This is a genomic window from Ruegeria sp. CG1, from assembly GCF_056537265.1.
The window spans coordinates 364,923-387,253 of the sequence record NZ_JBQFRF010000004.1; the positions used below are offsets into that span (position 1 = coordinate 364,923).

Annotated in this window: 21 protein-coding genes; 5 read left to right on the plus strand and 16 right to left on the minus strand. The window is 59.4% G+C overall.

Annotated elements, in window-relative coordinates; translation table 11 throughout:
• Window positions 1-14: 14 nt before the first annotated feature.
• The 6 genes from cobS to ACR0AU_RS14220 all read right to left on the minus strand — a co-directional run bounded on the left by cobS (window position 15) and on the right by ACR0AU_RS14220 (window position 8,449).
• Entirely contained in the window at window positions 15-1,001 is a 987-nt protein-coding gene (cobS, locus tag ACR0AU_RS14195; RefSeq protein WP_010437533.1) for a cobaltochelatase subunit CobS, read from the minus strand.
• A gap of 145 nt (window positions 1,002-1,146) precedes the next feature.
• Complete coding sequence (locus ACR0AU_RS14200; RefSeq protein WP_480795825.1) at window positions 1,147-4,494, minus strand: error-prone DNA polymerase; 3,348 nt, start codon at window positions 4,492-4,494, stop codon at window positions 1,147-1,149.
• Window positions 4,491-5,966: a Y-family DNA polymerase gene (locus tag ACR0AU_RS14205; RefSeq protein WP_480795826.1), complete on the minus strand. Its 1,476-nt coding sequence runs from the start codon at window positions 5,964-5,966 to the stop codon at window positions 4,491-4,493. The genes ACR0AU_RS14200 and ACR0AU_RS14205 overlap by 4 nt, the downstream gene beginning before the upstream one ends.
• A 101-nt stretch (window positions 5,967-6,067) precedes the next feature.
• Window positions 6,068-6,799 (minus strand): amino acid ABC transporter ATP-binding protein, encoded by a 732-nt coding sequence (locus tag ACR0AU_RS14210; RefSeq protein WP_170818898.1) that lies wholly within the window; start codon window positions 6,797-6,799, stop codon window positions 6,068-6,070.
• Window positions 6,799-7,632, minus strand: coding sequence for an amino acid ABC transporter permease (locus ACR0AU_RS14215; RefSeq protein WP_010437538.1), 834 nt, complete (start codon window positions 7,630-7,632; stop codon window positions 6,799-6,801). Before ACR0AU_RS14215 ends, ACR0AU_RS14210 begins: the two co-directional genes overlap by 1 nt.
• 1 nt (window position 7,633) lies before the next feature.
• Complete coding sequence (locus ACR0AU_RS14220) at window positions 7,634-8,449, minus strand: ABC transporter substrate-binding protein (protein WP_170402438.1); 816 nt, start codon at window positions 8,447-8,449, stop codon at window positions 7,634-7,636.
• Window positions 8,450-8,771: 322 nt separating this feature from the next.
• Here ACR0AU_RS14220 and ACR0AU_RS14225 point away from each other — a divergent pair, with 322 nt between their 5' ends.
• The gene (locus tag ACR0AU_RS14225; RefSeq protein ID WP_170733716.1) at window positions 8,772-9,332 is read left to right on the plus strand and encodes a CHAP domain-containing protein; all 561 of its coding nucleotides are present in this window, start codon (window positions 8,772-8,774) and stop codon (window positions 9,330-9,332) included.
• A 152-nt stretch (window positions 9,333-9,484) separates the two neighbouring features.
• Here the strand turns inward: ACR0AU_RS14225 and ACR0AU_RS14230 are convergent, their stop codons facing one another.
• Complete coding sequence (locus ACR0AU_RS14230) at window positions 9,485-9,970, minus strand: RidA family protein (RefSeq protein WP_170392688.1); 486 nt, start codon at window positions 9,968-9,970, stop codon at window positions 9,485-9,487.
• Window positions 9,971-10,169: 199 nt separating this feature from the next.
• A complete protein-coding gene (locus tag ACR0AU_RS14235) occupies window positions 10,170-11,561 on the minus strand; it encodes an aminotransferase class III-fold pyridoxal phosphate-dependent enzyme (RefSeq protein ID WP_170392687.1) in 1,392 nt (463 codons plus the stop codon).
• Between the two features lie 221 nt (window positions 11,562-11,782).
• Between ACR0AU_RS14235 and ACR0AU_RS14240 the strand changes: the two genes are divergently transcribed.
• Window positions 11,783-13,411, plus strand: a complete 1,629-nt coding sequence (locus ACR0AU_RS14240; protein ID WP_170392686.1) for an acyl-CoA synthetase — start codon at window positions 11,783-11,785, stop codon at window positions 13,409-13,411.
• Here ACR0AU_RS14240 and ACR0AU_RS14245 read toward each other — a convergent pair.
• The 6 genes from ACR0AU_RS14245 to ACR0AU_RS14270 form a co-directional block, all read right to left on the minus strand.
• Window positions 13,408-13,740: a DOPA 4,5-dioxygenase family protein gene (locus tag ACR0AU_RS14245; protein WP_170402428.1), complete on the minus strand. Its 333-nt coding sequence runs from the start codon at window positions 13,738-13,740 to the stop codon at window positions 13,408-13,410. The two genes, ACR0AU_RS14240 and ACR0AU_RS14245, sit on opposite strands and share 4 nt — an antisense overlap.
• Before the next feature lie 88 nt (window positions 13,741-13,828).
• On the minus strand, window positions 13,829-14,467 hold the full coding sequence (gene maiA / locus ACR0AU_RS14250) for a maleylacetoacetate isomerase (protein ID WP_170402426.1): 639 nt from the start codon (window positions 14,465-14,467) through the stop codon (window positions 13,829-13,831).
• Between the two features lie 7 nt (window positions 14,468-14,474).
• Window positions 14,475-15,017, minus strand: coding sequence for a VOC family protein (locus tag ACR0AU_RS14255; protein WP_170392683.1), 543 nt, complete (start codon window positions 15,015-15,017; stop codon window positions 14,475-14,477).
• A gap of 4 nt (window positions 15,018-15,021) precedes the next feature.
• Window positions 15,022-15,219: a DUF2783 domain-containing protein gene (locus ACR0AU_RS14260; protein WP_170392682.1), complete on the minus strand. Its 198-nt coding sequence runs from the start codon at window positions 15,217-15,219 to the stop codon at window positions 15,022-15,024.
• 5 nt (window positions 15,220-15,224) lie between these two features.
• Window positions 15,225-16,835, minus strand: a complete 1,611-nt coding sequence (locus tag ACR0AU_RS14265; RefSeq protein WP_480795827.1) for an FAD-dependent oxidoreductase — start codon at window positions 16,833-16,835, stop codon at window positions 15,225-15,227.
• Between the two features lie 134 nt (window positions 16,836-16,969).
• On the minus strand, window positions 16,970-17,920 hold the full coding sequence (locus tag ACR0AU_RS14270; RefSeq protein WP_480592556.1) for an MBL fold metallo-hydrolase: 951 nt from the start codon (window positions 17,918-17,920) through the stop codon (window positions 16,970-16,972).
• Between the two features lie 52 nt (window positions 17,921-17,972).
• On the opposite strand from ACR0AU_RS14270, the gene ACR0AU_RS14275 reads away from it, so the two are divergent.
• Complete coding sequence (locus ACR0AU_RS14275; RefSeq protein WP_170402422.1) at window positions 17,973-18,536, plus strand: DUF2585 domain-containing protein; 564 nt, start codon at window positions 17,973-17,975, stop codon at window positions 18,534-18,536.
• Between the two features lie 20 nt (window positions 18,537-18,556).
• Here ACR0AU_RS14275 and fahA read toward each other — a convergent pair whose 3' ends face one another.
• Entirely contained in the window at window positions 18,557-19,816 is a 1,260-nt protein-coding gene (gene fahA, locus ACR0AU_RS14280; protein ID WP_170513345.1) for a fumarylacetoacetase, read from the minus strand.
• 22 nt (window positions 19,817-19,838) lie between these two features.
• Window positions 19,839-20,462, minus strand: a complete 624-nt coding sequence (locus tag ACR0AU_RS14285) for a LysE family translocator (protein WP_480795828.1) — start codon at window positions 20,460-20,462, stop codon at window positions 19,839-19,841.
• 65 nt (window positions 20,463-20,527) lie between these two features.
• On the opposite strand from ACR0AU_RS14285, the gene ACR0AU_RS14290 reads away from it, so the two are divergent.
• On the plus strand, window positions 20,528-20,980 hold the full coding sequence (locus ACR0AU_RS14290; RefSeq protein ID WP_170392676.1) for a MarR family winged helix-turn-helix transcriptional regulator: 453 nt from the start codon (window positions 20,528-20,530) through the stop codon (window positions 20,978-20,980).
• A gap of 62 nt (window positions 20,981-21,042) precedes the next feature.
• Entirely contained in the window at window positions 21,043-22,278 is a 1,236-nt protein-coding gene (locus ACR0AU_RS14295; protein WP_170392675.1) for an adenylate/guanylate cyclase domain-containing protein, read from the plus strand.
• The last annotated feature ends 53 nt before the right edge of the window (window positions 22,279-22,331 follow it).

Consider the following 22,331-nt stretch of genomic DNA (forward strand, 5'->3'; position numbering starts at 1 on the left):
GCAATTCATATTGCTTAGCCCAAGCTCGCGCTCGCCGCGCTTTCCGGCAGTTCCTCATCAAAGCAGCGCTGATAGAACTCAGCAACCGTCTGGCGCTCTAGCTCGTCACATTTGTTCAGGAACGACAGGCGGAAGGCATAGCCGATGTTGCGGAAGATTTCTGCGTTTTGGGCCCAGTTGATCACGGTCCGGGGGCTCATCACGGTGGACAGATCGCCGTTCATGAAGGCGGTCCGGGTCAGGTCGGCGACGGTGACCATCTGGCTGACGGTCTTGCGGCCCTCGGCGGTGTTGTAATGCGGCGCTTTCGACAGAACGATCATAGTCTCGGCATCGTGGCTGAGGTAGTTCAGCGTCGAGACCAGCGACCAGCGGTCCATCTGCGCCTGGTTGATCTGCTGTGTACCGTGATAGAGGCCGGTGGTGTCGCCCAGACCGACGGTGTTGGCAGTCGCAAACAGACGGAAGTTGGGGTTCGGCGTGATGATTTCATTCTGGTCCAGCAAGGTCAGCTTGCCGTCATGCTCCAGCACGCGCTGGATCACGAACATCACGTCCGCACGGCCCGCGTCATATTCGTCGAATACGATTGCAACCGGGTTGCGCAGAGCCCAGGGCAGGATGCCTTCGTGGAATTCGGTGACCTGCTTGCCGTCGCGCAGTTTGATCGCGTCCTTACCGATCAGGTCGATCCGGCTGATATGGCTGTCGAGGTTCACACGCACGGCGGGCCAGTTCAGGCGGGCGGCGACCTGTTCGATGTGGGTCGATTTCCCGGTGCCGTGATAGCCCTGAATCATCACCCGGCGGTTATGGGTAAAGCCCGCAAGAATCGCCAGCGTGGTTTCGGGATCGAACTTGTAGGTCGGATCGATCACCGGCACGCGGTCGCTGCGTTCGGCAAAGCCTTTGACTGCCATATCGCTGTCAATGCCAAACACCTCGCGAACCGAAATGTCCTCGGTGGGTTTTGCGTTGATGTCGATCGATCCGTCAGCCATGCGCCTTGTCCTTATCCTTTGGCCCGTTCACCGGGTTTGAACCCGTGTGTGGTGCAACATATTGCGGGCAAGGGCAAGGGAAAGAGGTGACCGGATCACGCTAGCCGGATGTTTCTTTGAAACTGGCCTTATGCTGGCGCGGGTTCTAGTGAAAATCCCGACTTGGGAACAGACGCTTGGCCTGTTCGCGCGGATGGCGGGCGCTCGGGCCGTTCTGCCGGGGGCGCGGGGTGTCATCCGCCTGCGGTTGGGTGATGCCGATGGCCTCGTCCAGAGGATGCCCAAGCTCGGACAGTTTGTGCGACATATCGGTGATTTCCTGCGCGATCAGATGCACGACGATCCCCTCGCGCTGCAGATACCCGCGGACCTGCAGCAACCGCCCGCCCATCACGATGCGGCGAAAGCGTTCATAGACCTTGGGCCAGACAACCACATTGCTGACCCCGGTTTCATCCTCGAGCGTCAGAAAGATCACACCCGAGGCAGTTCCCGGCCGCTGGCGCGTGATCACCAGCCCGCAGACGCTGTAGCGACCCAGCGGGATGTCCTGCAGCGTGGCATGCGGCACAAGGCCGGGCAGGGACGGGCGCAACAGCTCCATCGGGTGCGAGCGCAGGGTCAGACGGGTCGAGACGTAATCCTCGACCACCTCCTCGCCCAGATGCATGACCGGCAGGTTCACCTGCGGCTCACTGATGCTTTCGCCATCGATCGGGTCATTGAACAGCGGCAGGGCGGTTCGGCTGCGGATGGCTTTGACATGCCACAGGGCGTCGCGCCGGGTCAGGTCCATGCCGGAGAACGCATCTGCCTCGGCCAGACGGGTCAGAACATCCGGGCGCAGCCCGGCCCGCAGCCACAGCGTTTCGGGGTCCGGATACCCATTGCCCCGCGCGGCCACGATCCAGTCTGCGTCTTCCTGCTTGAATCCCTTGATCTGACGAAAACCCAGCCGCAGGGCCAGCGCCCCATCGGCACGGCGTTCCAGCAGATTGTCCCATTCCGAGGCGTTGACGCAGACCGGACGGATCTCGACCCCATGCTCGCGCGCGTCGCGCACGATTTGGGCGGGGGCATAAAACCCCATGGGCTGCGAGTTCAGCAGCGCGCAGGCAAAGATCGCCGGGTGGTGGCATTTCATCCAGGCCGAGACATAGGCCAGCATGGCAAAAGCCGCTGCGTGGCTTTCGGGAAAGCCGTAATCGGCAAAGCCTTCGATCTGGCCAAAGCAGCGGTCGGCGACCTCGGGCGTATAGCCGTTGTTCAGCATCCCCGCGATGAACTTGTCGCGATAGGTGCCAATCGTCCCCATGCGCCGGAATGAGGCCAGCGAGCGGCGCAGGTGATCCGCCTCTTCCGCCGAAAACCCTGCACCAACCACGGCGATTTGCAGGGCCTGTTCCTGAAACAGCGGCACGCCCAGCGTGCGCCGCGTCACCTCTTCCAAGGCAGGGCCGAAGGGTTCGGATTTTTCCAGCCCGTTGCGCCGTCGGATATAGGGCTGCACCATATCGCCCTGGATAGGGCCGGGGCGGACGATGGCAACCTCGATCACCAGATCGTAGAATTCGCGCGGTCGCATCCGGGGCAGGAAATTCATTTGTGCCCGGCTTTCGACCTGAAACACGCCCACCGCATCAGCGGCACACAGCATGTCATAGGTCGCCGTGTCCTCTTGCGGGACGGTCGCGATGCTGAGGGTTTCGCTGTTGTGCTGTTGCATCAAGTCAAACGCCTTGCGGATGCAACTGAGCATCCCCAGCCCCAATATATCCACCTTCAGAATGCCAAGCGCGTCGATGTCATCCTTGTCCCATTCGATCACGGTGCGGTCTTCCATCGCGGCGTTTTCGATCGGGCATAGCTCATCCAGCCGCCCTTTGGTGATGACGAACCCGCCCACATGCTGCGACAGATGGCGCGGGAAGCCGATGATCTCGCCAATCAGGCGAACCGTCTGCATCAGGCGCCGGTCTTTGAGGTCGAGGCCCAGTTCCTGCAACCTCTCGGCATCAACGCCGCCATTGCTCATCCCCCAGATCTGGCCGGACAGGCCCGCGGTCACGTCCTGAGACAGGCCCATCACCTTGCCCACCTCGCGGATTGCCGCGCGGGATCGGAAATGGATGACCGTGGCACAGAGGCCCGCGCGGTGGCGGCCATATTGCTCGTAAATCCACTGGATCACCTCTTCGCGCCGCTCGTGTTCGAAATCCACATCGATATCCGGCGGCTCACCCCGGTACTTCGAGACAAAACGCTCGAACACCATGGCGATCATGTCGGGGCTGACATCGGTGATGCCCAGCAGATAACACAGGATCGAATTGGCGGCTGATCCGCGCCCCTGGCAAAGAATGCCCTGCGAGCGGGCGAATTGCACAATGTCATGCACGGTCAGGAAATAGGCCGGGAAATCCAGATCGGCGACCAGGGCCAGTTCCTTTTCCATCAGGTTGATGGCCTTCTCGGTCGGGCCATCGGGATAGCGCCGTTTCAACCCCTCGCGCGCCAGACGTTCCAGTCGCGCCAGCGGGGTCTCAGAACTGGCGATCTCGTCGGGGTATTCATAAGACAACTCATTTAAGTCAAAGCTGCAGCGGTCGGCGATTTCCAGCGTGCGGCGCAGCGCGCCGGGGTGGTCCTGAAACAGCCGGGCCATATCCGCATAGCTTTTTAGCCGCCGTTCCGCATTGGGCAGGGCGCGGGTGCCGATCTGGTCAATCGTGATGTGTTCGCGCATGCAGGTCAGCACATCGGCCAGTTGGCGGCGGCTGCCACGGTGCATCAGCACATCGCCCACCGCCACCATCGGGGCCGAGGCCCGCAGCGCCGCCTGCGCACAGGCCGTCAGATAGGCCCGGTCGCTGCCGTCATAACGCGGCACGGCCCCCAGAAACACCGCATTGGGGAATTGCCGCCGGACGGTCTGAATGTCGGGGATGGCCTGTTTCAACCCCGCCTGAGGCAGCGCGATTAGGATCATCCCCTGACAGGCCGCCAGCATGTCTTTCAAATCCAGATGACAGTCGCCTTTCTCGGCCCGTCGCTTGCCCAGCGTCAGCAGGCGGGTCAGTCGCTGATAGGCGGCGCGGTCGCGGGGCAGGGCCAGCCAGTCCACCGCGCTGTCGCGCAGAACCAGACGGCAGCCGACGATCAGCTTGGGCAGAGCGGGCACATCCGGTTTGTCGATCGGCTGCACATGCCCGACCTCTTGCCGGGATGAGGAATCAACCCGGTGTTGCGAGCGGATCTGAACCGCGCCTTCCGCCTCGCGCCGCAGCTCTTTCAATGCGCTCCAGCCCCGGACCACCCCGGCCAGAGAGTTCCGGTCGGTGATCGCGATGGCCTTCAGGCCCAGCTCTGCCGCGCGGGTTACCAGCTCTTCTGGGTGTGAGGCTCCGGTCAGGAAGGTGAAGTTGGTGGTTACGCCCAGCTCGGCATAGCCGGGGTCCTGCGCGTGGGAACTGGGCGGGTTCGGTTTGCTCATGCGAATTCCCCATGCACGAACCATCCCGGATTTTGCGGCGTGTAATACAGCCACAACCGCCGCCCCTGCCGGGTTTCAACCTGCCAGTAATCACGCAAGCCCGTGCGCCAGTTCTCATCTTCCAGCCACCATTCGGGGCAGATGCGTTCGGGGCCGGTTGAGCGGCCTGTGGTCAGCGACATGCGTCGCCAGCGAAAGCGGCGCGGCGGGTGTGGGCCCGATCCGGCGATGGGTTCCGGCGGAAACAGCTGCAGGGGGCGCGGGCGCAGAGCGACCCACCCGCCTGCAGGGTCGGAATAGGCGGCGGGCGAGATGATAAAGCTGCGTTCGGGGATATGGCTTTGCGCGGGCAGCAGGCGGTGGATCTGTTCCAGCCCGATCCGGGTGCCGATGCGGGTGATCAGGTCATCCAGCTGATCTTTGCCCCGGCTTGCGGCGCGGCTGATCTGGCGCACCGGCAGGGGTTCCACCAGCGTAGCCTCCAGCCGCAGCTGATCGACGCCAAAGCCTGCATCCACCTCGGCCAGTCCACGCTCGAACAGGGGCAGGATGCGATATGGATCACGCAGAGGCCGGGCCAGCCGCAGTTCGACCTGCTGATGATCCTGATCCACCCGGCGCAAGGTCATGCACAGCTTGCGCGCGCCCATTTCCTGCGCTTTCAGCTTGTCGCAGAGCCGTTCCAGCAGCCGTTCCGCCCCGGCCATCATGTCGGACAACAGCCCAATGGGCTCGGGCAGGGTCATGCGCACGCCGTAATGGGGCGGATCGGCCAGCGGGGTAATCTGTTCGGGCTGATCCCCCAACGCCTGATCCAGCCGCATCAGTACCTCGGGGCCAAAGCGGCGTGTCAGCGGCGCGCGCGGGGTTTGCGCCAGTTCGCCAATCCGGCGCAGTCCCAGCCGTTGCAGCGCGACCGAGGTATCCTCATCCAGCCGCAGTGCTGCCACTGGCAGGGCGCGGATGGCCTTCAGCGTATCCTGGGTCGCAACCCCTTCGCCATAATGGGCCAAAGCCCAGGCCGCACCGCGTGTCGGGGCCAGACCGATCTGCACCGCCAGCCCGGCCCGGGCCAGACGCCTGCGTATGTCGGTCAGCATCATCTCTTCCCCGCCCGCAAGATGCGCCGATCCTGTGATGTCCAGAACCAGCCCATCCTCACCTTCCAGCCCGACCCAGGGGCAATAGCGCGTGGCCCAGCGGCGCAGGGCGTGCAGAAACCGTTGATCCCCTTGCGGGTCGGCAGGATGGCTTTGCAGATCGGGGCAAAAGGCGCGGGCATCGGAATAGGGCATGCCGCTGTGCAGGCCCTGCCGCTGGGCCTGTACATTCAGGCAATACACCCGGTTTGCATTGTTCTGTTTCAGCGTCAGAACAAACGGCCCATCGACCGGGCGCACACGCAAAGCCCGGTCACTTGCCAGCCGGGGAAACCAGAGTGAAACGATACGGCGCTGCATCCCGCCGAACATATAAAACCCCCAAATGTTCTACATTTGTTCTTATATGTTCTTGACCCTCAAAGAGTCGAGTCCTTGAGGGTCAGATTGTCAGGGATTCAGAGCCCAGGCGCTTACTTCAACGCCCGCGCCAAAAAGGCTTGTGTGGTCTGGTGCGAAGGGTGGTCAAACACCGCGTCGGGCGGGCCTTCTTCGATGATCCGACCGCTGTCTAGGAAGCAGATCTTGTCGGCGGCCTCGCGGGCAAAGCCCATTTCATGCGTGGCCATCATCATCGTCATGCCCTGTTTCTTGAGCATCAGCAGAACATCCAGCACCTCGCCCACAAGTTGGGGATCGAGGGCCGAGGTGATTTCATCAAACAGCATGACCTCGGGCTGCATGGCCAAGGCGCGTACGATGGCGACGCGCTGCTGCTGCCCGCCCGACAATTGGTCGGGATAGTTGTGCATCCGGTCGGCCAGTCCGAACCGGGCAAACAGCGCTTCGACCTCGGGCTGCAATTCAGCGCGCGTCAGCCCACGCACCCGGCGGGGCGCGAGCATGACATTCTCAAGCGCGGTCATATGCGGAAACAGGTTGAAGCTCTGGAACACGATCCCGATCCGGGCACGCACCGATTGCGGGTTCAGACCGGGGATTGAGATATCCTCGCCATCCAGAAAGATCGCGCCGTCTTCGATGGGTTCCAGCAGGTTGATACAACGCAGCAGAGTCGACTTGCCCGACCCGGATGCGCCGATCAAGCAAACCATTTGGCCCTCATCAACGGTGAGATTAATCCCGTCACAGACCGTGCGGTCGCCAAAGCGTTTCACCACGCCCTGAAGTTCCAGTTTGGGCATCAGCGCCTCTCTCGCATTTGGCGGGCCATCAGGTGATCGGCGTAGCGTGTGGCGGGGATGGTGACGATCAGGAAGATGATCGCCGCGCCCACATAGGGAGTGAAATTCGCCAGCAGCGACTTGAACACTCCGGCCTGACGGAAGATTTCGACCGGGCCGATGAAGCTGAGCAGAGAGACATCCTTTTGCAGCGCAATCAGCATGTTCATCTGTGAGGGCACCACGTTGCGGATCGCCTGCGGCAACACCACGTCGCGCATCACCTGCCGTTCCGACAAACCCAGCGATAATGCGGCGGCGCGCTGGCTGTGGTGGACGCTGTCGATGCCCGAGCGGAAGATTTCAGCCACATAGGCCGAATAGGTCAGGATCAGCGCCAGCGAACCCCAGATATAAGGTGAATTCCACGGGCGCGGCAGGCCCAGCCCCGGAATACCGAAGCCGATCAGATAGACCGTCAGGATCACAGGCACGCCGCGGAAAATGTCGGTGAACGCCGCGCCAAAGATGCGCAGCGGAAACAGGGCGGGCGATTTGGCATCCCGCGCCAAGGCAATCAACAGGCCAAGCACGGCGATCGCCGGTGCGGACCACAAAAAGATCATCACGTTGATCCGAAACGCCTCAAGCAGTTTCGGGAAGGTTTTGACAAGCGTCTCGCCGTTAAAAAAGCTCTGCTGAACCTTCGACCAGCCCGGAGCCAGCGGAACCAGAAAGTAGATCGCGGCCACAACAGTGACCGTGCTAATCGTGGCGATCACCAACGACCTGCGTCGTTGGTGCGCCTCGTACCGTTCGCGGCGGGTCATCCCCGCCGCCTTATGATCTGCCATGTTACTTGATCAGAGGGACACCAGTGGTGTCCTGCAGCCATACGGCCTCGATCTCGGCCAGTTTGCCGTTAGCTGCCAGTGCCGCCAGCGCCTCGTCCACGCAGGCTTTCAGCGGGTTGCCTTCTTCCATCAACATGCCGAAATGATCCGGATTATCATTTTCATCCGCCGGGAACTGACCGATGACCTTTGAGCCTTCGATCATCACCGCGCTGAGGAACAGGGCGGTGGGCAGATCGAACAGGGCCGCATCAATCTGGTTGGCCGACATGGCGGCGTTAACGTCAGCATTGTCGCCATACAGCAACGGGTCGCTGTCGGGTTGGATGATGCTGGCCAGTTTCGGCACCGCCGTGGTCGAGCCGACGGCCCCCCATTGCAGGCCTTTCAGCGCTTCAAGCGTCGGGGCAGTGTCGGTCGAATTGGGGCTGACCAGAACTGCCATCGGGGCGGTGTAGTAAGGGGTAGAGAAATCGACCACCTGATCCCGTTCAGGCGTGATCGAATATTGCTGCATGTTGACGTCAAATTCCTTGGCGCCGGGCTGGATCGCCTCGTCGAAGGACGAGCGGACCCAAACGACATCATCAGCTGCGAACCCCATTTCTTCAGCCACGGCATAAGCAACGGCTGCCTCGAACCCTTCGCCGCTTTCTGGCGCGTCGTCGATCACCCACGGATAGTAGGCCGGGTTGCCCGTTGCGATGGTGAATTTGCCGTCTGTCAGCGTTTTGCCAGCAGCGCATTGTTCTTGCGCATAGGCCGCTGTTGACAAAAACAGAATTGAAGTTGCCGCGATCGAGAGTGTCTTGGACATCCGATACAAACCTCCTGTTGGATTGGGTTGCGGTCAAAGTAATTCTGCCTAACCCGACTGTCCAGCGGATGCTTGATCGTCGACCTGCGGGACGGGTTGGCGTTCATGTGTCCGATGACATTGTGCCGGTCTCTTCGCCTGCCATGAATCCCAGGGACGGCACAGGGAGGAAACCTGTTGCATAAGTGACCGCACGCTCGGCCAACGGCCGGAATGCGGCGCAGGAACTGGCAATATTCTGCCGGGGAACAGTTGGGCTCTTTTCTTTTTCCTAAAGATATTATTAAAACTGCTTCACCACTCAAACCGGCAAAGAACCTTCTTGCAGTACAACGCACGCAATACCGATACGATCTGGTCGCGCCTGCCCGGCGTCGCGCGAATTGCCGTTGTTTTGGGACTTTTCAGTCTGATCTCGGCCTGTGCCAAGAATCCGAATGAGGTGGACTTGGATCCCGAACGTCAGGCCATGGCGTTGCAAGAGGTCTCAAGAAAACATGCGCTGGGACAAAGGGTGTGGTGCGTGCCCTACGCACGCAACCTCAGCGGCATCGAAATTCGTGGCAACGCCAAGGATTGGTGGGGCAAGGCCCGCAATGGGTTTGACCGGGGTAATGAACCGGAGGTCGGTGCGGTGATGTCGTTTCGGGCCACCAGAGGGATGCCCCTGGGACATGTGGCTGTCGTGTCCGATATTGTCACCGAGCGGGAAGTCATTGTGAACCACGCAAACTGGCTCCGGAATAAGGTGTCATTGCAGATGGGCGTGAGGGATGTGTCCAAAAACAATGATTGGACGCTTGTCCGGGTTGAAAGCCGGCCGGGCAGGTACGGCAGTTCGTACCCGGTGAACGGGTTTATCTATCCGAATTTTGGTGAGTAATCTAAGCTCTCCGCGCCCCCGCCGGTAGCTGGTACGGTGAAGCCGAGCGTCCGACGTGCCGCTGTCATCCGGGCGCGTGTGTTCGGTGGCGGGTATGTTTACTTTGACACATGATCAATGACTGCAGGGCGGACTAAGCCGTCGCAGGCCTGTCAGGCAGAGATCATGACTTCGCCCTCAATTTCCATTGCGAAACCGAGCGGTAGTCCAGACACACCGATAGCAGAACGCGCATGGCGACCGATGTCTGGGCCGAACACCTCAATTATCAAATCGCTAAAGCCATTTACCACAACATGTTGATCCGAGTATCCGGGCGCAGATGTCACCATACCAAAGACGCGGACCCATCCAACAATTCTTGATAGCTCGCCTATTTCTGCTTTCAGGTTAGCCAGTACCGTTAGTGCCACTTCGCGGGCCTCAGCATACGCTTGATCCGTAGTAATTTCGGCTCCGACAACTCCAAAGGGCCCGGCCAGACTACCATCCATTGCGTTTTTTGGGTGACCAGAGAAAAAGGCTCGGTCACCTCTGACATTAACAAATTCGAAGGGTATGTGCAGGCCATCCGGTAACTTGGTAGGCGCAGGTAATTTCAAGCCCAATTCTTCAAGCCTGCTTTCTGGCGTCGACATAGTAATCCCTCCAACTAGTGCATGGGCTGCAAGCTAGGCGGAAAGAAAACCAATGTCATCTTCGGGATCGTTCCTGCAATTTGAATGTAAACTGAGTATCCTTGGCATCAGCTAATACGCTTGGATGGTGTCCACATAAAAAGAAACCCGCCAAAAGCTGGCGGGTTTCATCTGTTTTAGCAATACTACAGTGGTCGGATCAGCCGAACACACGTCCCAGCGCGCCGTCGACGGCGTCGGTGATCTGGTCGATATCGTCCGCTGTTGCAATCAGCGCTGGCGAGAAGCACAGCGTGTTGTTGCGGCTGGGGATCGAGCGGTTGGTGGCACCGATGATGACGCCCTGCGCCATACAATCTGCGACAACGGCCTGAACGCGCTTTTCGTCCATCGGATCCTTGGTGGTCCGATCGGTTACCAGCTCGGCGCCAAGGAACAGGCCCTTGCCGCGCACGTCGCCGATGACTTTGTGCTTTTCCATCAGCGCCTGCAGGTTGCCCATCATGCGATCACCCATGTCCACGCAGTTCTGCAGCAGGTTTTCATCCTGAATGATGCGCATGTTTTCAACCGCTGCCGCCGGACCGGCAGTGCAGCCGCCAAAGGTCGAGATATCACGGAAATAGTTCATCGGGTCTGCCGCGTCGTCTTTGAACATGTCAAAGACTTCCTCGGTGGTGACCATGCAGGCGATCGCGGCATAACCCGAGGCAACGCCCTTGGCCATGGTCACGAAGTCCGGCTTGATGCCGTATTGCTGATAGCCGAACCAGGTGCCGGTCCGACCTACGCCGCAGACAACCTCGTCAATGTGCAGCAGGATGTCGTATTTCTTGCAGATCTCCTGCACGCGGGGCCAATAGCCTTCAGGCGCTTCGATGACGCCACCGCCTGCGGTCACGGGCTCAAGGCACAGGGCACCAACAGTGTCAGGGCCTTCGCGCAGGATGACCTCTTCGATCTGATCTGCAGCCCATTCGCCAAAGTTCTCTTCCGGTGCGCCGTCCAGCTCGTGCTTGCGGTATTCCATGCAGTGAGGCACGCGCACGAAATCGGGTGCAAAGGGACCGTATTGTGCGGTGCGCTCGTCCTGACCACCTGCCGACATGGTCGCCAGGGTGGAGCCGTGATAGTCGCGGTCGCGATACAGGATCTTGGTTTTCTTGCCGCCATATTTCTTGTGCGCGATCTGGCGGATCATCTTGAACGCCTTCTCGTTCGCCTCAGAACCTGAATTGGTGTAGTACACGCGGCTCATGCCCGGCATCTTGTCGATCAGCATTTCCGCGAAATTGGAACCGGGGATCGAGCCTGCGGTGTTGGCGAAGTAGCACAGCTTCATCAGCTGGTCATAAACCGCCTTACAGATAGATTCGCGACCATAGCCCACGTTCACGGTCCAGACACCGCCTGACACGGCATCCAGGTGCTCTTTGCCCTTTTGGTCCCACACGCGCATGCCTTTGCCTTCGACAATGATACGGGGATCGTTGGTCTCAAACGGCTTGTGCTGGATCAGGTGATGCCAGAGGTGGGCGCGGTCGGCTTCGACGACGCGGGAAAGATCGTTTTCGTTGAACGTGCCGTCCATGACATGTCCTTTCAAAAGTGGGGCGCGCGGGGAATCAGTAGGTCCCGGCGGGCGCAAAGTGACGTGATACTGCAGATCAACGCGAATGGTGCGCGTGAAGTAGGGCCAGATTAGCCCATAGGATATCTCCAGTGTAGCTCAAACTCGTATTAATACGGGTTTGTTATGACGTAAACTTTGTGCTCAATACGACAATCTGACGAGTTTGGGAGGATCGCCGGATGACAGCCACACCTATCTACCAGCAACATCTGGATAAAACCCCGGCGAATTTCACGCCGTTGTCTCCGCTGAGCTATCTTGAGCGGACGGCGGCAGTGTATCCGGATTACCCATCCGTTGTGTATGGCGAGCGCCGGTATAGCTGGGCAGAAACCTATGCGCGGAGCCGACGTCTGGCCAGCGCGCTGACTACGCGTGGCGTAGGCGTGGGCGATACAGTCTCGATCATCGCGGCCAATATCCCCGAGCTGTATGAGGCGCATTTTGGCGTGCCCATGGCAGGGGCGGTGCTGAACGCGATCAACACGAGGCTAGATGCGCCGATCATCGCCTTCATTCTGAACCATGCCGAAGCCAAGGTTCTGCTGGTCGATCCCGAGTTTTCAGGCGTCGTGAAACAAGCGTTAGCGCAGGTGGATCACAACATTCTGGTGATCGACATCGAAGACGCCAGTTTTGACGGTGGCGAGCGATTGGGAGATCTGACCTATGAGGCTCTGTTGGCCGAGGGTGATCCAGAGTTCGACTGGTCTTTGCCCGCAGATGAATGGGATGCGATCACGCTGAACTATACCTCGGGCACCACCGGCAACCCCAAGGGTGTGGTCTATCACCACCGCGGCGCGGCGCTGAACGCAACGTCGAATATCCTGACATGGGGGATGCCGCAGCATTCGGTCTATCTGTGGACGCTGCCGATGTTTCACTGCAATGGCTGGTGCTTCCCGTGGACGATGGCGGCCAATGCGGGCACCTCCGTCTGCCTGCGCGCCGTGCGGGACGAACCGATCTATCGCGCCTTCCGAGAAGAGGGTGTGACCCATTTCTGTGGCGCACCGATCGTGTTGAATATGCTGGCCAACGCGCCCGATCATCTCAAGGATTTCACGCAGCAGATCAAGGCGATGACCGCTGGCGCTCCACCGCCGGCCAAGGTGATCGAAGCGATGGAAGGGATGGGTGTTGAGGTTACCCATGTCTATGGCCTGACCGAGACCTATGGTCCGTCCGTTGTCTGTGCATGGAAGGACGAATGGAACGAGAAAGGCGCGGAAGATCGCGCCGCGCTGAAGGTGCGTCAGGGGGTGAAATACGTCGCCCTGTCCGGGTTGATGGTGGCTGACCCCGAGACGATGGAACCCGTGCCTTCGGATGGCGAAACCATGGGTGAGATTTTCATGCAGGGCAACATTGTCATGAAGGGCTATCTCAAGAACGCTGAGGCGACAGACAAGGCCTTCAAGGGCGGGTGGTTTGCCTCGGGCGATCTGGGGGTGATGCATCCGGATGGCTATATCGCGCTGAAGGATAGGTCCAAGGACATCATCATCTCGGGCGGTGAGAACATCTCGTCGGTCGAGGTCGAAGATACGCTGTATAAACACCCGGCTGTGATGGAGGCGGCGGTGGTGGCCCGCCCGGATGAGAAATGGGGTGAAACGCCGTGTGCATTTGTTGAGTTGAAACCGCAGGCAGAGGCGAATGAGGCGGAGATCATCGCTTTCTGCCGGGATCATATGGCCCATTTCAAAGCACCCAAGACGGTTGTGTTTGGGGCGTTGCCCAAGACGTCGACGGGGAAGATTCAGAAGTTCATCCTGCGCGACCGAGCGCGTGAATTGGGTTAATCGAAGATCGACAAATCAAGCGGCAGCATCTCGCCCATCCAGATAGCGCGATCCCGGTGATCAGCCAAGTGATCGCCGGTTTCTGGATGCGTAAAGATGGTCAGCCCTTGCCGGTTCAGGATCAGCCAGGGAAAGACCTGATCAAAGGCTTCGGCGGGAAAGCCCAGCTGGCAACTCCATCGCGGATGCGGGCCAACATTACGCGCATGCATGTGGCCCATCTGGACAGCGGGAAACAGGCGCGCGGCCTCTTCACAGACCTGCCGTGCCGTGTCCTGAGTGTCGGCGTCGAAATAGACATGGGCGTGGTAGCCGGTGATCTTGGGCATGGGGTTCTCCATCTGTCGTTGCATAGAAACCTAAGGACGGCGCGAGGATTTGTGCACCCGCACCGCCACACAGACTCTGTGCGCCGGTTCAGAGCGGAGCGTGCAGGTCAGGATGGGCTGCGGCAAAGGCCGAATGCTCGGCGCAGACGGCCTCGACTGCTGTCAGGCGTGGCATATCGGATAGATCAACTTCCCACCGGCGCGCATTATAAAGCTGTGGGATCAGGCAGATATCGGCCAGACCCGGCGTTTCACCGGTGCAGAACGGGGATTGATCAAAGCCGCCCAGCAGCGATTCAAACGCGAGCAGACCCGGCCGGATGAAGTGACGCATCCAGTCGCCGGGCATGTCGCCTGCACCTTGGGTGAGCGCGGTGGCATGTTTGGCAACCGACAGATTGCAGACCGGATGGATATCCACCGCGATACTGTGCGCCAATGCCCGCGCCGCGGCTCGCTTGGCCGGATCGGTTGGCAGCAGACCCAGTTCGCGGGTCTCATCCAGATAATCGATGATCGCCAGCGATTGGGTCAATCGAACCCCATCGATATCCAGCACCGGGACCAGACCTTGCGGGTTGCGGTCCAAATGATCCGGGGCGCGATGCGCCCCGTTCACCAGATCCACGACGACCGGGCGGTAGGTGATCCCAGCCAGATTCAGTGCAATCCGCACCCGGTAACTGGCGGACGAACGCCAGTAATCAAACAGAACCACTTCGGACATACGATGGTTAGCCTTTGCTTAGTTCCTTGGCATGCAGCCAGTCGGCATGCTGAGGGGCTCGTTTGGTGCGCGACCATTCTTCGAGCATATCCCATTTGACCGAATCCAGCCGGGCCAGCATGGCCTCTTCCTCGGGGTCGGGGCAAGCCAGTTCCACCCGGTGACCGTTCGGATCGAAGAAATAGATCGAATGAAAGATCGAATGATCCGTGACACCCAGAACCTCGACGCCGTTGGCTTCGAGATGGTCCTTGAATGCGATCAGCTCATCACGGTCCTTCACCTTGAATGCGATGTGCTGCACCCAAATCGGCGTGTTGGGATCGCGCCCCATTTCCGGCTTGGTAGGCAGCTCAAAAAACGCCAGCACATTGCCATTTCCGGCATCCAGAAACAGGTGCATGTAGGGATCAGGTTCATGGGTGGAGGGCACATGGTCTTCGGCAATCGCCAGAATGAAATCCATGTTCAGCATCTTGCCATACCATTCAACGGTCTCTTTCGCGTCCTTGCAGCGATAGGCGACGTGGTGAATCTGTTCGATTTTCATGGGCTTACTCCTGTTTCAGGGCTGCGGCGTCCAACGCCTGCTTCAGCACCGCGTTGTCGCCGATGTGGTTTGCCAGAACCAGCACAAGGCGCGCGTTGAACGCATCGCTTTCGGCTTTCTCAAGCCCTTCATGGGCGGCCACCAGATCGGCATAGAAATCGTCTGCCTGGGTCAGATTGGATGAGAGGATCAGATCAGCCATGTCGCTTACTCCTTGCCTGTGGCGCGGCGCACCGCGTGCCGGAATGCATTTTCTTCGTAGGTGTCGCGGCGGGCGGCCACGTGCTGATCGGGACGGATCAGATAGACCGCTCCGCTGGCATCGCCCAGATAGCGGCGCTTCAGCGTCAGGGTCGGGTCGTCTTTGACCGAGAGTGCCAGGCGTTTGACGATGATGCCATCGACCTCGATCTCATCTTGTGCATCGGCGTCGATGGTCAGCAGCGTGAACTGTCCAGCCAGTTTAGGCAGTAGAAAGCCATCACCCAAAGGCGCATCGGGACAGGACGCTCCGGGACGCGTCTGCGTCGGCCCGTTCAACGCATCCGCCGAATTCAGCGACGAGCCGTCATAGACGCAAGGTACGCTCAGGCGGCCAGAATTCACCATCGGGCGGGCGAAGTCATAGTGCTCGCTCAAGTCCAGCACCGCGTCGCGCAGGATGCGGGACATCTGCGATTTCGGGGTGATGAAATCGGTCGAGCGGGTCGAGTTCAGGATGTTTTCGTCCGCACCGTGAATGCGTTCCTGATCGTAGCTGTCCAGCAAAGATTCAGGTGCGCTGCCATCGATCACCAGTTTCAGTTTCCAGCACAGGTTGTCGGTATCCTGCACGCCCGAGTTTGCGCCCCGTGCGCCAAACGGGCTGACCTGATGGGCACTGTCACCGGCAAAGATCACGCGGCCATGGCGGAATTGCTCCATCCGGCGGCACTGGAAGGTGTAGATGCTGACCCATTCCAGCTCGAAATTTACCTCCTCGCCCAGCATGGCCTTGAGGCGCGGGATCACGTTTTCCGGGCGCTTTTCGCGTTCCTTGTCGATATCCCATCCCAGCTGCAGATCGATGCGCCAGACGCCATCGGGTTGTTTATGCAGCAACGCAGATTGGCCTTTGTTGAAGGGCGGATCGAACCAGAACCAGCGTTCCGAAGGGAAATCGGCCTCCATGATCACATCAGCGATCAGGAAGTTGTCTTCGAACACGCGGCCCACAAAATCCTTACCCATCATGGCGCGCATGGGTGAGCCCGCGCCGTCGCAGGCGATGACCCAATCGGCCTCGATGGTGTACGAACCCTCGGGCGTTTCGACCTCAAGCTTAACGTGATCGGGATGGGTGCCCACCGCTTCGACTTTGTTGCGGCCCCGGATTTCGATCGGTGCGCCCTGCGCTTGCAATTCGCGGACTCGGTCGACCAGAAACTGCTCGAAATAGTATTGCTGCAGGTTGATGAAGGCCGGGCGCTGATCGCCGCTGTCGGGCTGCAGGTCGAACTCGTAAACCTGACGTGCGTCGAAGAACACTTTGCCCTTGTTCCAAAGAACGCCCTTGTCCACCATCGGCTGCCCGCAACCCAGTCGGTCGAGGATTTCCAGCGGGCGCTTGGCAAAACAGATGGCGCGGCTGCCAAAGCTGACCTTGTCGTTGTCGTCCAGCACCAGCACCTCAACCCCTTGCTGGGCCAGATCGATGGCGGCGGCCAGACCCACCGGACCGGCCCCAACAACGATGACCTTGTGACGCACGGGCGCTGGCGCGGATTGATCCGGGCTGGCCTCGTAGGCATAAAGTGGAACTTCGAAAATCTTGTTCACGGTCTCTCTCCCAGTTCTGGTGCAGCGGGCACAACTCATCTGTTCTCCGGCGGGATAGCGCCGGAGGGTTGGTCTTAGCGTTTCACTGTCAAATCCGGGCCGCCACGATCTGGATCAAATCCGGCCCGGAATTCTTAGCCCTGCAGGGCCTCCCACATCTCCAGATCGCGCTGGGCGGTCCAGATCCGGGGCGTGTCGATGCCGCGGGCCTCGTCATAGGCGCGGGCAACATTGAAGGGCAGGCAGTGTTCGTAGATCGCATAGTCAGCGAATTTTGGGTCGCATTCTGCGCGCACGGCGTCCCAGGCTTCTTTCAGCGAACCGCCACGCGCCGCGACCTTTGCTGCCGGGCGGTAGGTGCTTTCCACGAAACCGCGAGTGTTTTCGATGGCCGCGTTGACCATGTCTTTACCGATCAGAGCGTCGCCGCGCCCCGGCGCGATAGCGTCTACGTCGAACCACTTGATTTCGTCCAGCGTATCTCCCCAGTCGCTGAAATGCCCATCGCCGCAGTAGCAGGCCGAATGGTATTCGACGATGTCACCGGTGAACATGACATTCTGATCGGGCACGTGGATGACGATATCGCCAGCGGTATGCGCACGGCCCAGATGCATCAGGTCGATCCGGCGGTTGCCCAGATAAACCGTCATTGTGTCGCTGAAGGTGGTGGTGGGCCATGTGAGGCCGGGGATGCTTTCGTGTCCTTCAAAGAGACGCGGGAAGCGTTGGAATTCGCTGTCCCAGTCTTCCTGACCGCGTTCAACCACCATGGCGCGCGCCATATCCGACATCAGGATCTGTTGCGCACCAAAGGCGCTCGCGCCCAGCACGCGTACTGCGTGGTAATGGGTCAGCGCCACATGGGTGATCGGCTTGTCAGTCACCGACCGCACGCATTCGATCACCTTGTTGGCCAGACGCGGGGTCGCCTGCGCCTCGACAATCATCACGCTGTCATCGCCGATGATCACGCCCGAGTTCGGGTCGCCTTCGGCGGTGAAGGCATAGAGCCCTTCGCCCACCTCGGTGAACGAGATTTTCTTTTCCGACATGTCCCCCTGGGACGCAAATGCCTTGGCCATATCAGTGATTTCCCTTCTGGACAGCGACTGGCTTTGATGATGTTGTCGCCATATGTTTGAACGTCGATTTTTGCCTTATTGGGCAACCGCTTGTGTTGTCATTGCCTGCGCCATCATCCTGCTGTGGATGGGCCGCGAACCGATTTGCAAATGCGGTTATGTCAAGCTGTGGCATGGTGAAACCTTCAGTTCCGAAAGCTCGCAGCATCTGACCGATTGGTACACGCCCAGCCACATCATTCATGGCTTTCTGTTTTACGGTCTTCTGTGGCTGGTGGCGCGCCGCCTTGCCGTTGGCTGGCGGTTGTTCATCGCCACCTTGATAGAAGTCGCGTGGGAGATTTCCGAGAACACCAATGCCGTGATCGAACATTACCGCGCGGTCACGATCTCGCTGGATTACTACGGCGACAGTGTCGTCAACTCGATCGCCGATATTGGCGCGATGATGCTGGGGTTCTGGTTGGCGCGTCGCCTGCCGATCTGGATGACGGTCACCATTGCGCTGGGATTCGAGATCCTGACCACCACGCTGATCCGCGATGGTCTGACGCTGAACGTGCTGATGCTGCTTTATCCCATCGAGGCCGTTAAGGACTGGCAGAGCGCGCTCTGAATATGCGGACTGGACCTGCATCAATCTCTGGCGAATGGATTTTCGAGTGCGGGCAGCACAGTGCCGGTGCAATCGCCGAACCCGATGGAATAGCCGTCGCCCTTGGCTGCGCCGGTCAGGGTCAGCGTGTCGCCGTTCTCGATGAAGGTGCGGGTCTCGCCTGTGTCCAGCGTCAGCGGCTCTTTCCCGCCCCAGCTGAGTTCCAGAAGTGATCCGCGCTCTGGCTTGTTCGGTCCCGAAATGGTGCCGGACCCCAACAGGTCGCCCGTGTTCATCGGACACCCAGACGTCGAGTGATGCGCCAACTGCTGCGCCGCCGAGTAGTACATCTCGCGATAATTGGTCCGTGCGATGGTCGTGGCGTCTTTATTCTCGGGCGCCATCGTCACGGCCAAATCGATGTCATAGAGCATCGGGCCGCAATCCTTCAGGTGGTCCAGCAGGGCAAACTCACGGTCGGGCGTATCGCAGCGGAACGGTTCCAGCGCCGCTTTGGTCACGATCCAGGGGCTGATCGAGGTCGCGGTCGCCTTGGCCTGAAATGGCCCCAGCGGCTGGTATTCCCAGGCCTGAATATCGCGTGCGGACCAGTCGTTTAGCAGGACATAGCCAAAGATGTTGTCATCGGCTTCCTGCACTGAAATTGGACCGTCAGACGGTGTGCCCACGATTGCACCCATCTCTAGTTCGATATCAAATCGACGGCTGGGCAGGAAAGCAGGCAGGTCCTGATCGGGCGATTTCAACTGACCCCAGGGGCGACGGATATCCGTGCCTGAAACGACAACAGACGACGCGCGGCCGTTATAGCCGATGGGGATGTGCAGCCAGTTCGGCGGCAACGCGTTTTCCGGGCCGCGGAACATGGTGCCCACGTTCTGGGCATGGTGGCGGCCCGCGTAGAAATCGGTGTACTCGCTGACGGCAAAGGGCATGTGCATCTCGGCCTCGTCCTGCGGGATCAGCAGACCTTCAATCTTGTGCTGTTCGTCCGAATCTTCAGCCAATAGCGTAGATAGGCGGTCGCGCAATGCAGCCCATACGGCAGGGCCTTCTTCCATCAGCGGATTCCAGAAGGGCAGATCGAACAGCGGCTCATCCGAAAGCGCGATTAATCCATCAGCTTCGGCAGCAGTCATGTCGAAGATCATGTCGCCGATGGCAACGCCGCAGCGGGGCTCGGTGGTTTCGGTCGAGAACACGCCATAAGGCAGGTTGTTCAGCGGGAAGGGGTGGTCGGCGGAATTGGCTGATGCGACCCAGGATTTCTTCAAAGGCATATTGCGTCCTTATGTCTTTCGGTTACGAGGCGGCGCGCAGGGATTTGAAGCCCAGCAGGGCTGCCGCCAATATCATGAAGCTGCCACCGATCCGGTCGAGCCAAGGCCTTGCCGGCCCCTGCAGGCGCCGGGCCAGCCAACTGGCAGTGGAGCCATAGGCCATCAGAAACAACCCGTCTATGATCAGATATGTGGCCGAGAGGATGGCGAATTGCGGCCAGAATGGCAGCGCGCCATCGATGAACAGCGGAAACAGAGCGGCGAAGAACACCACCGCCTTGGGATTCGCGGCAGAGGTGATGAAGCCCTGCATCCAGAGCACCTTTCGGCTGGCACGTGGCGCATCGTTGGTTTCGGCAACACGTGCCTTCACGATTTGCTTGACGCCGAGATAGACCAGATAGGCCACGCCCAACCACTTGATCACGGTAAAGGCGGTCCCGGACGTGGCGATCAGGGCAGCCAGACCCAGACCGGCGGCCAACATTTGAAAGAAATTGGCCGTCAAATCACCCGCAGCGGTAAAAAAACCTCGCCGCAGCCCATTGGTTGCCGAGTTCGACAGCATCAGCAACTGGCTTGGCCCCGGTGTGCTCATCAGCAGCAACACCGTCGCCACATAGGTGATCCAGATATCAAAACTCATCTCGTCTCCGGTGATCCTTCAACTTGTTACTTGTCGAATAATAGTTGATTTTGTAACTAACAAGGATGACCCAGCCTAAAAATGACCAAAAAGATGAGTTTGATTTGCGAAATTTCCTGCCGTTCCTGTTGAATCAGGCGGCCGAGGAAAGTTCGCTTGAGTTTCAGCGCGTTTACAAGGATCGCTACGGAATGCTGCGCACCGAATGGAGGGTGCTGTTTCATCTGGGCAATCATGGTGAGATGACCGCACGCGACATTGTTGAGCGTGCCAAAATCCACAAAACCAAGGTCAGCCGTGCGGTCAGCCGATTGCAACAGCGCCGATATTTGCAAAGGTTGCGGGATGAAAATGACCGGCGGGTTGAGCGGCTATCGCTGACCTCGGCTGGCCAGAAGGTTTATCGTGAGCTAAGCGGTATCGCGCAGGATTATGATCAGAAACTGGCATCGCGTTTCACCACGGGTGAGGCCGCTTTGCTGCGCATGATGCTGCGACGTCTGGCCGGAATGGATTAGGGTACTGGTAATCCGGTACAGCTGCCCCCAGATCAACGTCATAACGGACACAGGAACGACACATGACAGCGCCGGATTCCCCAACGGCAAAATCCCATGATCTGATAGATTGGTTGGTGACCCGAGGCCTGGAAGGGGCCGACAAACAAGAACTTCTGGACGGGTATTGCACCCGTTTAGTTGATCTTGGTGTGCCCTTGATGCGCTTTCATGCGGCGCAACCGGCCTTGCATCCCGTCTATGGCGGAACGGGCTATAGCTGGTACCGCAGCAAAGGAAGTAATCTGGAAACCTTCGAGTATTCCGAAGAGCCCAGTGAAGTTTGGACACAAAGTCCGCTGTATGCCGTATTGCACGAAGATATCGATGCTATCCGTGAACGGCTGGTCGACCAGAACGAACCCAGCCGTTTTCCCCTGCTAAACGAGTTGCGGGAAAACGGAGCCACGGACTATTACGCGACTGGCATCAGCTTTGATGTGCCGGCTCAACGCAACCCCTATGATGCGAAAGAGGCAATCGACGGTGTCTTAATGTCCTGGTCCAGCAATGCGCCGGAAGGATTCTGCGACGATGATCTGGACGTGATCAATACGGCGCTACCGCATCTGGGGCTGGCTCTGAAGTCAGCCTCGAACGCGCGGGTGTCGAAAGATTTGATGCGGGTTTATCTGGGGCGCGATGCCGGTCGTCGGGTCTTGTCCGGTGAAATCCGTCGCGGGTCACTGCAGCAGATCGATGCGGTGATCTGGAACTTCGATCTGGAAGGGTTCACCAGCTTGTCGGAAGAGATGCCAGGGATCGAAGTCATAGATATGCTGAATGACTACCTGGGTGTGGTGGTCGATGTTGTTCATCAATGCGAAGGCAACATCCTGAAGTTCATGGGCGACGGTGTCATGGCGATGTTTGATGTCGGCGAGATCGATGCCGATGCCCGCGCCGCGCTGGCTGCGGCGACCATGCTGCAAGAGCGCATGGCCGAATTGAACACTCAGCGGAGTTCACGGGGGCAACCGGTTTCGAACTATACGCTGGCATTGCACTCTGGTGAGATCCTCTATGGAAACATCGGCTCCGAAAGTCGGCTGGATTTCACGGTAATTGGTCCGGCGGTCAACCAGACTTCGAGAATCGCGGGAATGCACAGATCACTGGGGCAGCGCATCCTGATTTCCGACGATGTAGCCCGCGCGGCCCATCCCTGCGATCAGGATCTGATCTCGGTCGGTCGCTATATGTTGCGGGGCGTGGCAGAGCCGAAAGAGCTGTTTACGATTTACAGAACGGCGGGCTAACCGATCACTGACACCCGTGCCAACGCGTGCGACTGCTGCTGCGCACGATTTCA

Excerpts from the sequence above, each read along its gene's own strand:
- ACR0AU_RS14255 (WP_170392683.1), bottom strand. The coding sequence starts at position 15,017 with ATGAAAATCGAACAGATTCACCACGTCGCCTATCGCTGCAAGGACGCG.
- ACR0AU_RS14295 (WP_170392675.1), top strand. The coding sequence starts at position 21,043 with ATGACAGCGCCGGATTCCCCAACGGCAAAATCCCATGATCTGATAGAT.
- ACR0AU_RS14200 (WP_480795825.1), bottom strand. The coding sequence starts at position 4,494 with ATGAGCAAACCGAACCCGCCCAGTTCCCACGCGCAGGACCCCGGCTAT.
- ACR0AU_RS14235 (WP_170392687.1), bottom strand. The coding sequence starts at position 11,561 with ATGGACGGCACGTTCAACGAAAACGATCTTTCCCGCGTCGTCGAAGCC.
- ACR0AU_RS14290 (WP_170392676.1), top strand. The coding sequence starts at position 20,528 with ATGACCCAGCCTAAAAATGACCAAAAAGATGAGTTTGATTTGCGAAAT.
- fahA (WP_170513345.1), bottom strand. The coding sequence starts at position 19,816 with ATGCCTTTGAAGAAATCCTGGGTCGCATCAGCCAATTCCGCCGACCAC.
- maiA (WP_170402426.1), bottom strand. The coding sequence starts at position 14,467 with ATGTCCGAAGTGGTTCTGTTTGATTACTGGCGTTCGTCCGCCAGTTAC.
- ACR0AU_RS14245 (WP_170402428.1), bottom strand. The coding sequence starts at position 13,740 with ATGCCCAAGATCACCGGCTACCACGCCCATGTCTATTTCGACGCCGAC.
- ACR0AU_RS14210 (WP_170818898.1), bottom strand. The coding sequence starts at position 6,799 with ATGCCCAAACTGGAACTTCAGGGCGTGGTGAAACGCTTTGGCGACCGC.
- ACR0AU_RS14240 (WP_170392686.1), top strand. The coding sequence starts at position 11,783 with ATGACAGCCACACCTATCTACCAGCAACATCTGGATAAAACCCCGGCG.
- ACR0AU_RS14220 (WP_170402438.1), bottom strand. The coding sequence starts at position 8,449 with ATGTCCAAGACACTCTCGATCGCGGCAACTTCAATTCTGTTTTTGTCA.
- ACR0AU_RS14270 (WP_480592556.1), bottom strand. The coding sequence starts at position 17,920 with ATGGCCAAGGCATTTGCGTCCCAGGGGGACATGTCGGAAAAGAAAATC.
- cobS (WP_010437533.1), bottom strand. The coding sequence starts at position 1,001 with ATGGCTGACGGATCGATCGACATCAACGCAAAACCCACCGAGGACATT.
- ACR0AU_RS14275 (WP_170402422.1), top strand. The coding sequence starts at position 17,973 with ATGTTTGAACGTCGATTTTTGCCTTATTGGGCAACCGCTTGTGTTGTC.
- ACR0AU_RS14230 (WP_170392688.1), bottom strand. The coding sequence starts at position 9,970 with ATGTCGACGCCAGAAAGCAGGCTTGAAGAATTGGGCTTGAAATTACCT.
- ACR0AU_RS14215 (WP_010437538.1), bottom strand. The coding sequence starts at position 7,632 with ATGGCAGATCATAAGGCGGCGGGGATGACCCGCCGCGAACGGTACGAG.
- ACR0AU_RS14260 (WP_170392682.1), bottom strand. The coding sequence starts at position 15,219 with ATGGCTGATCTGATCCTCTCATCCAATCTGACCCAGGCAGACGATTTC.
- ACR0AU_RS14205 (WP_480795826.1), bottom strand. The coding sequence starts at position 5,966 with ATGTTCGGCGGGATGCAGCGCCGTATCGTTTCACTCTGGTTTCCCCGG.
- ACR0AU_RS14285 (WP_480795828.1), bottom strand. The coding sequence starts at position 20,462 with ATGAGTTTTGATATCTGGATCACCTATGTGGCGACGGTGTTGCTGCTG.